Here is a 15,174-nt window from a genome sequence, read left to right as displayed (position 1 = left end):
CACCTTCCACTCACACCAGAATCAAACGTCAAGTTCACCCTGTCCTTTTTTCCGTAAATGTTGCGTTTTATCCAAATTTTCAAGCATAGTGACCACTTTCGATAGCTGGCTATCATCTTTTTCAATAGAAATACTGTGGTAGGGTAATTCATTATGTTCTGAACTAAATACGCCTAGTTGAAGTTCACCATTTAAATGTTGTATCACTTTTAATTGCGTAGCGTAATCGTTGTCAGAATTCTTAATTTTTATTTTGAGTAAATCTTTTGGTGAAAAACGGAACAATGAGGAGACTACACCTTCTTTTTTATCATCAACTTTCTTTAGGGGAAGCGATTTAACGAATTTATATGGACTTGTCAAAATTGCAATTGCAGCCCTGCCATTGTCTAGGTATAAATAGGCTTGATCGGCTTTTTTAATGGTGACATAATTATTAACACAGTGATTAACTTCATCTGTAAATGCTTTAAAATTAAGTTTGATACTCATTAAAGAAAGTGTCTCCTCAGGTTCTTTTGCATGAAACTCATCGGCGCCAGCCAAGGAACTGGTTATAACTCCTTCTGCTGTTTGTAGTATAAGCAACTCGCCCTGTTGAACTACACCAATCTCATCATCCTTTATAGATTTGCACAAGTTATCGAATTGCTTAAAGCTTTCTTGTGTCATAACGATAGAAATAGGTAAGTTAATCTCTTTTGGTAAAAAGATTTCGTTTGCTCTGCCTTCTATTTGTACTTTTATAACCTGCTTCTCTACATCTATTTCAAGAAACTCAAATACTTCAAATAAATTATCACCATGGTGAATTTTTTTTATCTCATATAGCATACGTTCGATGGCTGCCTTGCGGATTTTTTTAGTTGGCAGTTGTTGAATATCCTCAAAGTGCGTTAAATGTTTCTCAGATGCTTCTTGGCAATCGCATGTACGAATGGTTGCTTGATTACTTTGATTGTCTTGGTTCGACTTCGTTTTATTTTTATCTGAATCAACGTGAATTAATTCTATAATCGACGGACCTGATGGCGGCGTTTTAAAGTGAAATACAATGTCTTTTCCTAATGGAAAGTAGCCTGGAAGCTGTTTAGCCAAATTACCATGAATTGAAAATTGTGCATCTTTTAAGTGAGTAGAACTCGTACTTAGTTTAATTTTACAACCTGAAATTAAAGGGGGCTGACCTGCAATTAACGTAAAGAGAAGGCCTTTTTTATCTATTAATATGGTTGCTAGGCTATCGACGTGGCGCCTATCAATTTCATCCGTAATATTTTTAATTAAGCGGCTTTTATTGTGAGGGAGAACAATTATCATGATTGGGCCTCATTAGATTGCAATAACTGAAAAAAATTTTGTGTATATTCGAGGACATCGGCTGAAAGGGCTACTTTGGGTGTCAAATAAATAGTTAATAATGTTTCTCCTTTAGGTACTCTTTTTACTTCAATAGTATCGTTTTCATGAGCAAACAGTGTGTTGAGTAATACTAGTTGCCGCTTAGGCTTAACTTTTCGATTAATACACAGTACAAACTTACTGCTGAGCCACCCCCAATCTTCATATTTAAATACGGCGTTAAACATATTGGCATTTTTAGAGTTGCAGGCAAGCGTGATCTGTAATGATTGTTTATCGTTCGAAAGTATGATGGGAGGTAAGTTTTTCAAAGCTGTGCGCTGTTTTTTACTCATCGGTTTAATATGATGTTTACACCCATTGGCCCAAATAAAACTGAGTGCATAGAGATCAAGCGTTTTATTATTGAACATGGTTTTAAATATGAAACCGAGTATCGAGTGTTCACTGCCATGAAGTTTTTCCCAGGCTAAACTGTGAACAATTGTTAAAGGCGCTTGTTTCGTTTTAATAGCTTTACCAAATACGACTTCTATAAGTTCACAATCACGCAGTATGATTGGCTGGCTACGTTTTTGTTCCAGATTTTTATTGGTGTATTCAGGGCTGAGTTTAACTAATATACGAGAAAGATCATTAGAGTCAGGCTTTAGTCCAAGTAAATAACGTAGCTCACTGTGTGTGTATTCGCGCTGTGTATACGATGAATGAGTAGGGCTAATGATAGGCAGTAGCCAATCTATGTCATGCAAGTATGACCAGCGTGTAGTGCCATAATAAATATGACCAATTTGTTTACCCATTTTATCTAAAAAGGCGGCATCATTCACTGCGTTAACCTTTCGCCCTTCAAACCAATAATTAAAGCGAGTAGCCACAGACCTACTTGATAGCACCTCCTGCTCAAGTGGTGTTTCTCCTCGTTGTACATCGACTGTATTATTTAAGCAGTGTAGTGTTTGCAGCATAAATAGATGCACGCCACTGTGGCGAAGATGATGAAAATTAAGATGCTTACCAAATAAACACCGTAAAGCACGTGACACAGGTAATAAATAATAAAGCTGCCGTGAATGATATTTCTCACCTTCAAACCCCAACAAGGGCTGTTCGTGGGGAGCGCTCTCTTTTACTGCCAGTAGATGTTCAAATAATGGGTGATACCGCTCAGGAAGTGTAGTGTATACTTTGCGTGTGGTATCGCTTTTAGTGTTGCCTTCAGGGGTGTTTGTTACGGTAATTGTTACAAGGCCAGTACTTAGCTCAAATTGAATATCTTTACAGCGTAACCTTAGAATTTCACCACGGCGCAGCATAGCGTAAAAGCCGAGTAAAGCAGCGATTACACAAAATAGACTACGAAGAGGGTGATGGGTGCCATTGTCGATAAGTGTTTTTATCAAGTGGTCACATTCCTCAACGCTTAAACGTGCAGGGCTTACAGAAGGCGCTATTAGCGGGCTACTAAACAGAGATAAGTTGAGCATATCTGTTTGTTCTTGGTGCTTTAAAAACCGTAAAAAATTATAAAAGGTTACTTTTACTATATCTGAGCCTATTGAGCCATAAACACACTTAGCCCATACATTAACCGCCTCTTCATCAATTGCATCAGCGTAAGATAAAGGGAAAGGCTCAATTTTACTTTTTAGTGAGGTGTAATTTTTAATTGAGCCTGTGGCAAGCTTCGCTTTTTTTACGCCACCGTACACGATTAGCTGTTTGGTATAGTCAAATAACATGCGCGGCAAAATATTAGCTGCATCCCATGATGGAGGGGCTACAGCATTCGGGTTTTCTGAGTGTTTAAGTAGTATTTCATGCTGCCAGTGTTGTTTGGTTTTTGAGTTTTTTAGCGATTCAAACCACTTGAGATCCCAGTCAATAGCGTAAATTTCATCCGCTTTGATTGTGGACTGACTGATGCCACGAGGTATACCGACGTGGCGCTCAGGATAGGCTAAATCTTTTATAAAAATAAACGGGAGTTTAAAGCGAGTGTACCAGTTTATTTGAAAACGTCTTGGCCACTCACCTTGTTTAACACCAGAGAATCCTTCTTCTTCTAACCACTTAGTTAAATAGTTATGTAACTTCGCCACCGTTATCTGCTCAAGGGGCAGTGCATAGTAATCACGTAATAGTCGGTAGCATATTATTGGAATATGGTAATGTGTTACTTGCGGTTGATCAGTACCACATTCAAAATGCGTTACAGCAAGGCGCGGATTAGGCATTTCGTTTGTTATAGAGTTAGAGTTATTTAAGATTGCGCACATATGCGCTAACGATAAAGGCGCGATTTCAAACCCTATCATTAATGCAATAAAACAGGGAGTTAATGGCGATCTGGTAGCAAAAAAGTGTGCTTTGTGCTGTTGATAACGAGTAAATATTTGCTGTGCATGCGCAGTACCTTTTGTAAGCTCCTCAAAATATAGATGATTCGTATCCGCTATATTTAGTTTTATTTTTTCAGGTAGTTGCCATTGACGTTCATTTCCTAAATAAAAAAGAACGCCCTCAAGTGCCTTTCGATAGACTCGTTGCTCCCCCGTTGGAATAGTATTAATTTTTTTATTTATTATATTTATTTCGGTATCATCTAAACTAGGTGTTTGTATGCTCACCACCATTAGTAAGTTATTCAATACCCATAAAATAGCTTCTAGAGATGTACTGTGTGGCCAGGTATTTACTAAATAATCATTTATTTTATTGGCCTGCTTTTCTATAAACTGTTTAGACATGAATAAACGCCTCCAAACCAATGCGCTGCGGTAGCATGTTTAAATAGTCCTTCATCACAGCAAAACGTCTTGGCGATAATATGTCACTGCCGACCTGCTCTCCCAAATTTTCATGACCCATGAGACGATCAATATCGTTGTCAAATAACTTATTTGAAAACATATGACTATTAGCACAGTGGCTAAAAAAGTGACGCAACTGATAAGGCACTACATTGGGCCAAATTTGGTGCATAAATAAGCGAAGCTCGCGACTTGTTAGGGCTTTCGGGATGTTTTTCTCACTACACGTATACCAAAGCTCATTTAATTCAGTATGTATGCTGAGTTGTGTACGAATAACTGATTGTAAGGATAAATACTGTTTAATCTCTTGTTGCAAGTAATCACAGAGTATTAGCTGCCTAAGGCGGCTTTTATCCTTAATGAATGCAATATCACCACCTGAATAGTAATCTGATAAAATACTAATACCATGCGTAGGCCTTGCACCAGTAAGTAGAATATAGAGAAATGCAATACGATAAGTCGCTTTATTATAGTAATCGCGAAGCGCTGCTTGATTAGCTAATGACGATTTTTGGCTTGGACCTTTGAAATAAATACTCTCTTTGGCATCTTCAACCATTTTTTGAAGAGATTTAAAAAAACGACTCACATCTTTATCAAGCAACGAACGACTGCTTCCTAACATAATTGCGGGAATATACACTTTGTTTTGTCCGTACTGCGAAGTGTCGATTTCAGTGTGCCTAATTGTGCCTTGTCCTAATAAATACTTAGCCTTTTGTGGTTCCTTTTTAATTAAGTTAAATGAAAAGTCTTTCAGATAAACTACAAAGTATGAATAGATACTAGCGTTTCTTGCCGCAGTTATAAGCCTTGATAAGTAGCGATTATGCGCCTTAAAAATTTTACTGCGTATATTATCACTACTTTGTTGTTGATAATATTCCGCGCTTCTATGATGAGCTTGCTGGGGTCCTATAAGTTGCGCTCTAACAATTGCACCTATCGCATTATCTGCTTTGGCGCATTTTACAAAGTAACTTTGCAGGGTGTTTTTACGGACACGGGGTAGGTGCTGTAATTTACGAGGTGTTTTCCAAGCCTTAGACATTAACTCGAATAAGTGTTCTTTGTCTTTGAGATTTAAAAAAGGCGTACCGTAAGTTTGATCGCTAATAAAGCTTTGAAAAAATGCATTTAAATAGGTCGGCATAGGTTGCCATAAATACACAATACGGTTTTTGTATTTACAGGGTCTCGCATATTCAGCCCAGGAAACGGTGCGATCATAAAAAGTTCGAAAAGTGTGTTTTTTACAAGGTTTCGTGGCAGATATTTTTATAAAATCAGGAATATCACTTGCCGAACTAATGTGCTTCCAGCCTAGTGTTAACCACATGAATAGTGCTACTGCAGTCATGGCTGGACGTGCTTTAGCATCCACACTAGCTAGCTTTATCAACATAATCGCCAATGTTGTGGCGTGCGCTAATGCATTAGGGTAACAACCACCGGCATTACTTAAACGATTACTTCTTGCAATATGCTCCGAAATACCCATTTTTAGCTCCTTATTACCGAAAAATAGAAGGGGAGGTATTAGCTAAGTTTGCCAATGTCGTTTTTTTAGGGGCATGTATACCGTGCGCTTTAAAACAACCAAGTCGGTGCTGAATATTGCTACTCAAGCCATTTTTCAAATAAAGCGTGACAGCACAGTTATATAGCAAGGTAACGCCTAATACGTGCTCAATAACATCTGCTGGGTAAATATGTATCTTTAAAAACAGCTTTTTACTTAAAGGATGAGCTTTAAAGCGTTCAAGTATGTTGCTTGTTGTAAGTGTTAAATAGCTATTATCGTCAGTATCAAAAATCACAGCTAATGGGTGCAAGTCTAATAATGACTGTATTACTTCTATAGGTAAGTCATCGATACTTTGGTTCGCTCTTAGCTGTATTAAATCATTTTTGGTTAATTCAATTAGTAGCGGGTGAGGCTTCAGCTCAGCCTTTAAAAGTGGTATCGATTTTTGTTTGTATTTCATAATTAACTTCTCTATACATTTTATTATCAAAGGAGCGTTAAGGCTCATTTCGAAACAGCAGTAAACTAGTCGTGTTCATAAGACCTACATAAGTACAAGCAACAAAAGTTACTTTCTTATGAGTACGGCAAGTGAATAACTAGCTCCATAGGTACAAGTCGAATCGTAAACATTATTTTTGATATATAAAAAAATTAGAGAACCCCAAAAAGCATGCTGTAATTTTTCTTTTTTAAATTTTTTTAATTTCAGTTAGTTAAGATTTTGTTTTTATTCAAAAAAAGTTTGTTTTATGTTTTTTAATTGATTTTTATTTTTAAAGTGAATTTTGAGGTGATAAATAAGGTTATTTATGCATTTTGATGTGGACGTAGGCAGGGAGCCTGACTGAACAAGTATTTATTCAAGTCAGGCGTAGTTCATATAACTAAAGCATATAACGATGAACGTTAGTATTGATGTTCTGATTTTTAAAATAGTTGCTTAACGAAAAAAGATGAAGCAGAGAGTGAACGCTTGTTCAGCTAAAAAAATTCTAATTTTTCCGCTATTTCCGCGAGTTTAAGTTCTGAGTTTTATTCATAAATTTAAGATAGTCTCAAAAATAAATATCCACCCATCTAAACGACTTCAAATTTTAGGTTTTTCGCAAATTAATAGATTTTTTGATGAGTTTCAAAATAGAGCACCTTATTTAGCACCCTCTAAAATTTGACTTTTAAAAAACAGAATGAATTCAGTTTGTTACTTTGTTTTTTCTGTTTTTTTATTGTTTCATTTATTATATATTTTAGATTAGGTACAAATTGAATCGTAAACATAATTTTTTGATAAATAAAAAAATTAGAGCACCCTAAAAAGCATGCTGTAATTTTTAATTTCAATTGGTTAAAGTTTTATCTTTTAAGTGGATTTTGAGGTGATAAATAAGGCTATTTATGCGTTTTAATGTGGACGCAGAAAGGGAGCGTGACTGAATATGTATTTATTCAAGAAAAACGTAGTTCATATAACTAAAGCATATAACGATGTACGCTAGCATTGATGTTCTAATTTTTAAAATAGTTGTTTAACGAAAAAATACGAAGCAGAGAATGAACGCCTGTTCTGTATTAGTTCAAATCTAAACTAACAGTCACCATTAGAAAAATGGGTAACTGTCAGATCAAGTCTGAGCTAGTACACCTGTTCAGTTAAAATAGCTCCAATCTGTACGCTTTTTCACAAGTTTTTTCGCGAAATTTTTCGCACCTTTAAGTTTTTAACTTTTTCTTCGCAAGTTCTAAACAGTCTCAAACATGAACACCCATTTATTCAAGCAACCCCTTATTATCGCACTATTTAGGGGTTTTTATGCTTTTAGCTATTTCTCCGTAAATTGATAATAGTCTCAAATATGAACACCTGTTCAGCTGAAAATTTCCAATTTCCGTACTTTTTGCGCGAAAATTTTCGCACCTTTAAGTTTCGTTATTTTTTCGGCCTTTGAGTGTGGCTGTAAGCATGTAAGTAGTACTAATAACGTATAAAAATAGCTCTCGTAAACCCCTATTTACGATAGCTATTATTATGTTAAGTAGGTGGTGAGGTTGCATCGGTCATGAAATAACCAGAAATATTAACTTGTATCTAGCCTCAATTAATTTGGCTGGTTTAAAAGTTCTCGCATTAGAACTCATACAAAAACTGGAAAAGTTAAACAACGAAAATTCTACAGATAGCCTCCATTAAAAATGGGGGGATTACCCAATAATATCGGCACGTTAGTGATCGGCTTAAACAAAGGTTGGAAACAAGATAGTAATATTGACAAGGTAAACAATCAGAAGTTTGTGAGTATTCCTCACACTATTTTGATTGAGCAGATCAAGTACAAGTATTATGCACTAGGTATCAAAGTCATCGTACGTGAGGAATCGTACACGTCCAAGGCGAGCGCCTTGGATAACGATACCATTCCGACGCACGGTGACAAAATTGTCCCTAAGTTTAGTGGTCGCTGTGTGAAACGCGGCCTGTACAGAGTCCTCAAGGCTTAGTGAATGCTGATGTCAACTCGGCCTTAAATATCTTGAGAAAAGAAACAGGTGAAGCGCTTAACGCGCTAGCTTGTAGGGGCTGTGTGTGCCAGCCCGAAGTAGTAACGCTAGTGCCTAGCGTTACTACTTCTAAAAGGGAAGCTGACTCGTTGCCTTTGGCGGCTTGACCCAGACTTACCCGAAACCAATTCAAATTACGAAGTAATTAGTGTTGGTAGTTCATTTCCTACTAAATAGGGCCATCACGCGCTCTAAGTGGTCGGTTATACTGTCTAAACGCATTGTAACTACTCACTTAAAGCTTTGATTTGCATTATGTGGTTAGTTATACTGCCTATAAGTGTAATAAGTAGAGACTTGATTATGAAGCAAGAACGAGCAATTCAAAGACTGAATGAATTAGATAAGAAAGGCCGCTACGTCTTTTTGCATCGAGATTTATCTAAAATTTTCCATGAAGATTCTCCGCGCTCACTAAACGAAAGTCTTGCTCGCCTTGTTAAGAGCGGTATTTTGGAGAGAGTGGCTAGGGGCGTTTATGTATATGCTTTATCTAGATATAAAAATACATCTAATACGTTGGACTTGATTGCAACGGCATTAAGACGTGGAGAATATAATTATGTGAGCTTAGAGTCCGCGCTATCAGCGTACGGTGTAATTTCTCAGATCCCAATTGACAGGTTAACACTTATGACTACGGGGACGAAAGGTGAATATAAAACACCTTATGGCATTATTGAGTTTACACATACTAAGCGTGCAGTTAGGGATATTCTTCCTTACATTATCCAGGCTGATAGGCCTTTAAGAATAGCATCAAAGACTGCTGCACTGAGGGACTTAAATCGGGTTGGTAGAAATACCCATTTAATTGATATGGAGGTAATGCATGATGACTAAACGAGAGAACTTTAATTTTTTAGTTGAAAGAGCGCTGGAAGAAAATGCTGGCTCAGGTAATAAGCCTGTAATCGAAAAAGAGCTACTTCATTACGATATTCTATTTGCGCTCGATCGAGCAGGTATGCTGGATGATATTGTATTTCAAGGCGGGACGAGTTTAAGGTTATGCTACGGTTCTAATCGCTATAGTGAAGACCTCGATTTCGCAGGGGGCTATGATTTCAACAGCAAGACATTATCAAAAATGAAAGAAGTAATCGAGGAGTATATTGGCGACAGATATGGGTTTGAAATAACGGTTAAGGAACCTCAGTCGCTTAAAAAAGATCCTAAATATACCGATTTAAGAATTGATAAATGGCAAATAGCAATAGTCACTGCGCCAGAGCACAAAAGTATTGCGAAGCAGAGGATTAAAATTGAAGTTGCTAATATTCTGGCTCACACAAAAGTACCACTGCCCCTGAAACAAAATTATGCGTTTTTGCCGGATGGTTATAAAGATACGCTTATTTATGTTGAGTCATTAGAAGAGATAATGGCAGATAAAATTATCTCACTTCCAGCGACTCAAAGGTATGTTAGGCATCGTGATATTTGGGATCTTATGTGGTTACAACAGCAAGGGGCTACGATCAATAAGAAGCTCATTGAGAAGAAAGTGAGCGATTATAAAATAGAGGGGTTTATTGAGCTGCTTGATACGAGAATTGCATCAATTGAAAGCATTGTAAATGGACGCGATTTCGATCAAGAAATGAAGCGATTTTTAAGCCAAGAGGCATATGATCGAACTTTAGGCAAAGACAAATTCCGTGAGTTTTTAATATCAAACTTAGTTGGGTTACTCTCGTCTGCGAAAAAGGAATTGAGCATGCAGATGGATCACCGTACTGAATTTCGGCTATAGCAATCTTACATAAAGCTTATTTTGGTCAGTGGACTGCCAATGTTTCCAAATTATTAAGTTTAGGCATTCTTGTGCTCCATCACAAAAGCGAAGTCGGCAAAAAGTCTTTTTAAAGGGTTTACAGGTGAGGGGGTGATAAAAGGTTCTACTGCTGAACTAGTACAGCTCAGCTGAAGTGGTACAGTGATTTTGGCCACCCATTAAGGAAGAAATGTTATGCTAATAAGCATACAAATTTGGGTGAAAAAATGACCCACCGGTAAGTTTTGTGAAAATATAGGATGAAGAGAACCCGATGAGTAACCATCCATGCCTTTTTTAGTCATAGTAAGTGATACGTGTAGGTTTTCTTGTATTGGCTGGTAGTGATGTACTGAGCTGTACATACTGAGCCACTAATACAACTGAGCCATGTGTTAGTACGCCAACTTCAGCATAGTCAGTGTATACTGTTATATTTGTAATTTTATTTGGAAGCAGTGGTGTGCCACTCATTAGTCATCCTCCGAGAATATATCTTCAATGGTATCCCAGTCTGGTAGAGAGTGTTGTTTTGAGGTAACTTCAAATTGTAAATCAACTGCATCAAGCAGGCGTTCAAATATATCGAACGAACCCGTAAAGCGACCGTTCTCAACCTCGGAAATCGTTGTTTTATTAATCCCTGCGATCTCTGATATCTTTTGTTGCGTGTAGCCTAAAGCTTTCCTGCTAGTACTTATTTGTTTGCCAATATTTGCTCTACTCGACATATATTCACTTATTGAATGTTAGCTATATAGCTAATAAAAATTATCAATATTTCACCCAATAGAGTCCAATAATTTTTCTACGGCGTTGAAGGGAACTGTGTGATAAGCGCGTTAAAATCGCAATCACCGCTTACCCGGCATTTTAAGAAATCAACACTGTCATTTGATTTGAAGTAAGGTTATGTTTACAGAGCAAGTCGAACTTCTCAAAGAACCTAGTTACGTTATTCAAAGTAAGGGGTTATTTGATTTAAATTTCAACCATACCGCCTTAATAAGAAGCTAAAAAATAGTTGCTTATACTTTAGCAACGTAGGATTAGGAGGTGTTTTTGTCTTTCTTAATTGACTTGATATGTTTTTGATACCAAAATATATTGAATTTTGGTATCGGAGGTTGGCATGGCGAAAAATACAAGTGTTACATTAGGTGAGCATTTTGACTCATTTATTAGTCAGCAATTAGAGACTGGTAGGTATGGATCTGCAAGTGAAGTTCTAAGAGCTGGATTAAGAGCCTTAGAAGATCAAGAATTGAAAATGAACAATTTAAGGAATATGTTGGTTGAGGGAGAAAACAGCGGAATAGCTGATTATTCATATGACACACTATTAAGTGACTTAGATAAAGAAAATCATTGATATGAAATTTCATATATCTAAAAAAGCTAAATCAGATTTAATAAAAATCGCTCGTTACACGCAACTTAACTGGGGCAGGCAGCAGAGAAATGACAATTTAAAATTACTTGATAGCGTTTTTCATCAAATTGTAGAAGAACCAGAGCTAGGTTATATTTGTGATTACATTAGAGAAGGCTATAGAAAGCGACCGCAAGGGAGTCATGTTATTTATTACAAAGCATTCGACAAGATACAAGTTGTAATTATTCGAGTTATTCATAAAAGCATGGATGTACACCGGGCTCTCTGAAAATGTAACGGGCCTTTGAGCCTAGAACTTAGGGGGGCGGGCTGCGAGCTTATAAAATAAAGGTGCTAGGTGATAGGTAGAGATTAAGCCAAGCACGGTGTTTGGGTTAAGAGCTAAGGGTAACGGGCATCGGGTTACGAGCTACGGGCATAAAGCATAAAGCATAGAGCATAGAGCTTGGGGCATCAAACGACAGTAATGGCCTACTGTATAAAAGCGTTCGTGATGATGGGAGGGAATGCGTAGCCGCATTTAAGCCTAAAGCGGTGACGATCCCTATTCAAAGTGGGCATTACAAGTACATTTGGAGCGGTAAAAAACAGAAAATTGAAAATATCCTCGAAGTTAATCTCATTAGGCAATGTTAAGGCAAGATGATCAGACAATACATTAAGGAGTGCGATTCATATCAGCAACTATATATCTAGCGTCAATTAAAAAACTAAAAACGAGCAGTTACACAGAATCCGTTACAGGCTCGAACATTTTAAACTCATTCTGAATGTCATCTAAGTTGTCTAGTGAAAACCCTCTATATGAAACTTTATAACCCTTTTTGTTTAAGTTCTGCAATAAACTCTTAGACTTCAAAATCAGTTTTGGCTCACTATACTTTTTGTATTGGCGCTTAACTTCAGCAATTAAAATTTCTTTATCTAAATCGTTAATAGCAACAATATCGATTTCATCTTCACCCTTATTATTCCAATAACTACCAATATTATTAAATTGCTTCGATTCTATAATAATAGCTTTAAATAATGTCTCTAGCTGGGTGCCTGAATACGTATCAAAGTCCCTATATACTATGCGTCTTATGAAGTCATAGTTCTCTATTTCAACTGCACTTCGGTTACTATATATAAAACGAAACCAAAAGCTTAAAAATTCATCTGCAATCTTATAGCGAATGTCTCTAGAGTTTTCTTTTGCAGTAATCGGTCTGAGCCTTGTTATGATATCAAAATCTTTTTCTAATTTATCTAAGTGTACACCGACACTCGTATCTAAGTAATTCTCTATTCGTGGCCGGCTATTATAACCACTGGCTATAGCCCCTAGAATATCAAAATAGGCACGATGCTCAGAACCAAAATCTTCGACAAGTCGATGCATACCCTCTTTTATTAAGGGCGAACCATTTGAAATTAGTGTGTCAAAAGGTGAACTACCTGAATTAGTTAGCCATTCAAGATATTTAGGTATACCTCCAGATAAACACCACCAAGTCAGCATCTCGTTTGGCGTATATCTATCGTTATCCTTCATAATTGCTTTTATATAATTCGGCGCTAAAGGATTAACTTTAAAAAAGTAATCATCACGATTCAGTAATGGTTGCTTTTCATCCTTAAAGATCCTGGTCATTAAATTGTACATAGACCCGCAACAAACCAAATGCATCATCGACTTATTTTTATATTCGTCCCACAGGTTTTGTAGATCTGAAAATAGGCTACTATTTACTCGTTCAATATCCTGAAATTCATCAATAACTACAGTGATAGGTGTATGCGTGGAGTAATCTAGTAAATATTCATATATATCTTTCAAAGACTCTGGCTTAAAGAACTTTGTATTCAATTCATTTTGCAATATAGTTGAAAATTCGCTGACTAAGGCACTCTCAGATTTTCGACTCACAAATAAATAAAGGTATTGCTGCGTAATACTTTGAAAAGCTTCATTAAGTAAACGCGTTTTACCGACACGCCTACGACCAACAACGACACTTAACCGGCCTTTGGATTGCCCTATATTATCAGAGATCGTTCGTAACTTATTAAGCTGGACTTCTCTGTTATAAAATTTTTGCATACACTAGCCTCTTAAAGTTATTGTAATTTATATTACAGTAAATTTTATTACGATAACAATAAGTATAGAACAATATTAAAACAAGCTATTTAAAACATCCTCATAACCTTTCTCTTTATCATTAACAATATACAAAACCGTTGTCACTTCTTTCGTGTGGCCTAAAAGCTTACTAACACGACTAATTTTGACTCCTTTATCATGAGATTAAATGAGCAACTGGCTCAATTAGATGATGGAGGCTCGGTAAGACAAACCGAGGGCAAATAAAAAATCCCGTTAGCATTGAAGAACGTCCACAACTAGTTGATGAGAAAGGTCGTATCGGAGATTGGGAAATAGATACCGTAATAGGTAAAGGTCATCGCGGCGCCCTTGTTACCATTGTGGAGCGAATCACGCAATTCACTGTGTCAACTCAGGTGGCAGACAAAACAGCAGAGGTCGTCACTGCGGCGACGATATAATTATTAAGCCCTTTTAGGTCAGCGCTTCATACCATCACCGCGGACAATGGAAAAGAGGTCGTTTATCACGAGCAAATCACAGAAGCATTAAGTGTTCCTGTTTATTTTGCTCGCCCTTATCACTCATGGGATCGCGGATTGAATGAAAACACGAATGGATTACTACGCCAGTATTGGCCGAAGAGCACAGATTTTAAGGCGATAACACCAGCGCAAGTTATACCAGTACTTGAGTAACTTAATAATCGTTCGAGGAAGACACTTGGATTTGAAACGCCTGCAAAATTGATGCAGGAGGGCTTGGCGGCTAAAGCCACCTAAACGTTATGTGTACTAGCTCAGATTTGAATCCGCGATGTCAATTCCATGTGTATTTCCTGATTAATTATTCCAATTAGTGTGTTTTAACTGCTTCAACAGCCATTGTTAACTGATCATCTGTAAAGGATGGTTTGAAACGAAAACCAATTCTATATAAACAAGTCATTAACTTATCAATGCTGAATTTATCAATTCGGCCATTTACCAGATCACTTACGCGAGGTTGAGTTAACCCTAATTGAACTCCTGCATGGGCCTGTGACCAATTTTTAGCATTGATAATGTCACGAATAACAATCATCAGATCTGAGCGCGTCTGTAGTTCAGAGGCTTCTGCTTTATCTTCTGTGATTGCATCAAAGATATTTGAGTATTCAAGAGTCATCTTAACAACTTTATTGTTCAACTTATAACCACTATATACTGGTGTTGATATATGTTCAAGTAGTGGTATGTGTCACTTAATTTCTTTTTTCCATTAATTTGTATCGTTTCTTCGCAGTGTCCATTGCCTGCCTATCTACCCCGTTAGTAGTTTTGGTAAATGAGTGCAAAATAAAAACAGTGTCAGCAAATTTAGCAACATAAATCGTTCTATATGCTGGTCTGCTGTTTTCTATCAGTTCAACCGCGCCAATACCTACACTGTCCTTTAAGTGCTTAAACTTGCTAAATGGCTCTTTGTTTTGACAGATTGCGTTTAAATCATTTGCAAAGCGCTTTTGAATTTTATCAGGCAACGCTAGAAACTCCTTTTTTGATTGATTGTTTATAAACTTAAACTTTTTCAACTTCCTAATGTCCTGTCACTTTAATTCTTGAATATACGCTATTGATGACGTCTGATAATTTGATCTGA

15 protein-coding genes and 1 pseudogene are annotated in these 15,174 nt (G+C 36.9%); 7 read left to right on the top strand and 9 right to left on the bottom strand.

Translation table 11 applies throughout. The features are described from left to right. Window positions 1–21: 21 nt before the first annotated feature. The 4 genes from I6F10_RS01620 to I6F10_RS01605 are packed head-to-tail and all read right to left on the bottom strand — an operon-like array spanning window position 22 to window position 6,169. Window positions 22–1,320, bottom strand: a complete 1,299-nt coding sequence (locus I6F10_RS01620; RefSeq protein WP_024605731.1) for a hypothetical protein — start codon at window positions 1,318–1,320, stop codon at window positions 22–24. Then, window positions 1,317–4,112: a site-specific integrase gene (locus I6F10_RS01615; protein WP_197098264.1), complete on the bottom strand. Its 2,796-nt coding sequence runs from the start codon at window positions 4,110–4,112 to the stop codon at window positions 1,317–1,319. Before I6F10_RS01615 ends, I6F10_RS01620 begins: the two co-directional genes overlap by 4 nt. Then, window positions 4,105–5,682, bottom strand: coding sequence for a hypothetical protein (locus I6F10_RS01610; RefSeq protein ID WP_197098263.1), 1,578 nt, complete (start codon window positions 5,680–5,682; stop codon window positions 4,105–4,107). Before I6F10_RS01610 ends, I6F10_RS01615 begins: the two co-directional genes overlap by 8 nt. A gap of 13 nt (window positions 5,683–5,695) precedes the next feature. Further along, complete coding sequence (locus I6F10_RS01605) at window positions 5,696–6,169, bottom strand: hypothetical protein (RefSeq protein WP_197098261.1); 474 nt, start codon at window positions 6,167–6,169, stop codon at window positions 5,696–5,698. 1,733 nt (window positions 6,170–7,902) lie between these two features. Between I6F10_RS01605 and I6F10_RS20510 the strand changes: the two genes are divergently transcribed. The 3 genes from I6F10_RS20510 (at window position 7,903) to I6F10_RS01590 (ending at window position 10,024) form a co-directional block, all read left to right on the top strand. Continuing rightward, window positions 7,903–8,208 carry an IS200/IS605 family accessory protein TnpB-related protein gene (locus tag I6F10_RS20510; protein ID WP_442960853.1) on the top strand — a complete coding sequence of 102 codons (306 nt, stop codon included), beginning with the start codon at window positions 7,903–7,905 and terminating at the stop codon, window positions 8,206–8,208. 363 nt (window positions 8,209–8,571) lie between these two features. Further along, on the top strand, window positions 8,572–9,111 hold the full coding sequence (gene abiEi, locus I6F10_RS01595; RefSeq protein ID WP_197098259.1) for a type IV toxin-antitoxin system AbiEi family antitoxin: 540 nt from the start codon (window positions 8,572–8,574) through the stop codon (window positions 9,109–9,111). Continuing rightward, the gene (locus tag I6F10_RS01590) at window positions 9,101–10,024 is read left to right on the top strand and encodes a nucleotidyl transferase AbiEii/AbiGii toxin family protein (RefSeq protein WP_197098257.1); all 924 of its coding nucleotides are present in this window, start codon (window positions 9,101–9,103) and stop codon (window positions 10,022–10,024) included. The genes abiEi and I6F10_RS01590 overlap by 11 nt, the downstream gene beginning before the upstream one ends. A 318-nt stretch (window positions 10,025–10,342) precedes the next feature. Here I6F10_RS01590 and I6F10_RS01585 read toward each other — a convergent pair whose 3' ends face one another. Together I6F10_RS01585 and I6F10_RS01580 are read right to left on the bottom strand one after the other, a co-directional pair. Next, window positions 10,343–10,519 (bottom strand): hypothetical protein, encoded by a 177-nt coding sequence (locus I6F10_RS01585; protein WP_197098255.1) that lies wholly within the window; start codon window positions 10,517–10,519, stop codon window positions 10,343–10,345. Next, a complete protein-coding gene (locus I6F10_RS01580; RefSeq protein WP_197098253.1) occupies window positions 10,519–10,776 on the bottom strand; it encodes a helix-turn-helix domain-containing protein in 258 nt (85 codons plus the stop codon). Before I6F10_RS01580 ends, I6F10_RS01585 begins: the two co-directional genes overlap by 1 nt. A 401-nt stretch (window positions 10,777–11,177) precedes the next feature. Here I6F10_RS01580 and I6F10_RS01575 point away from each other — a divergent pair, with 401 nt between their 5' ends. The 3 genes from I6F10_RS01575 to I6F10_RS20430 all read left to right on the top strand — a co-directional run bounded on the left by I6F10_RS01575 (window position 11,178) and on the right by I6F10_RS20430 (window position 12,077). After that, window positions 11,178–11,417: a type II toxin-antitoxin system ParD family antitoxin gene (locus I6F10_RS01575; protein ID WP_008113998.1), complete on the top strand. Its 240-nt coding sequence runs from the start codon at window positions 11,178–11,180 to the stop codon at window positions 11,415–11,417. A 1-nt stretch (window position 11,418) separates the two neighbouring features. Beyond that, on the top strand, window positions 11,419–11,709 hold the full coding sequence (locus tag I6F10_RS01570) for a type II toxin-antitoxin system RelE/ParE family toxin (RefSeq protein WP_197098251.1): 291 nt from the start codon (window positions 11,419–11,421) through the stop codon (window positions 11,707–11,709). A gap of 170 nt (window positions 11,710–11,879) precedes the next feature. After that, on the top strand, window positions 11,880–12,077 hold the full coding sequence (locus tag I6F10_RS20430; RefSeq protein ID WP_331461816.1) for an RES family NAD+ phosphorylase: 198 nt from the start codon (window positions 11,880–11,882) through the stop codon (window positions 12,075–12,077). Window positions 12,078–12,165: 88 nt separating this feature from the next. On the opposite strand, the gene I6F10_RS01565 is transcribed toward I6F10_RS20430, so the two are convergent. Next, window positions 12,166–13,527, bottom strand: a complete 1,362-nt coding sequence (locus tag I6F10_RS01565) for an ATP-binding protein (protein ID WP_197098249.1) — start codon at window positions 13,525–13,527, stop codon at window positions 12,166–12,168. Window positions 13,528–13,772: 245 nt separating this feature from the next. Between I6F10_RS01565 and I6F10_RS20505 the strand changes: the two are divergent. Beyond that, window positions 13,773–14,315: pseudogene (locus tag I6F10_RS20505) on the top strand (IS30 family transposase); the annotation flags it as partial. Window positions 14,316–14,388: 73 nt separating this feature from the next. Here I6F10_RS20505 and I6F10_RS01555 read toward each other — a convergent pair. Continuing rightward, a complete protein-coding gene (locus I6F10_RS01555) occupies window positions 14,389–14,700 on the bottom strand; it encodes a helix-turn-helix domain-containing protein (RefSeq protein WP_197098247.1) in 312 nt (103 codons plus the stop codon). A gap of 76 nt (window positions 14,701–14,776) precedes the next feature. After that, on the bottom strand, window positions 14,777–15,106 hold the full coding sequence (locus I6F10_RS01550) for a type II toxin-antitoxin system RelE/ParE family toxin (RefSeq protein WP_197098245.1): 330 nt from the start codon (window positions 15,104–15,106) through the stop codon (window positions 14,777–14,779). Window positions 15,107–15,174 lie beyond the last annotated feature (68 nt).

This window comes from Pseudoalteromonas sp. SWYJZ98, from assembly GCF_015864495.1.
Lineage (GTDB): Bacteria > Pseudomonadota > Gammaproteobacteria > Enterobacterales > Alteromonadaceae > Pseudoalteromonas > Pseudoalteromonas distincta.
Note: the sequence above shows the minus strand (reverse complement) of the source record. Positions and strands in the feature narration are given on the sequence as shown.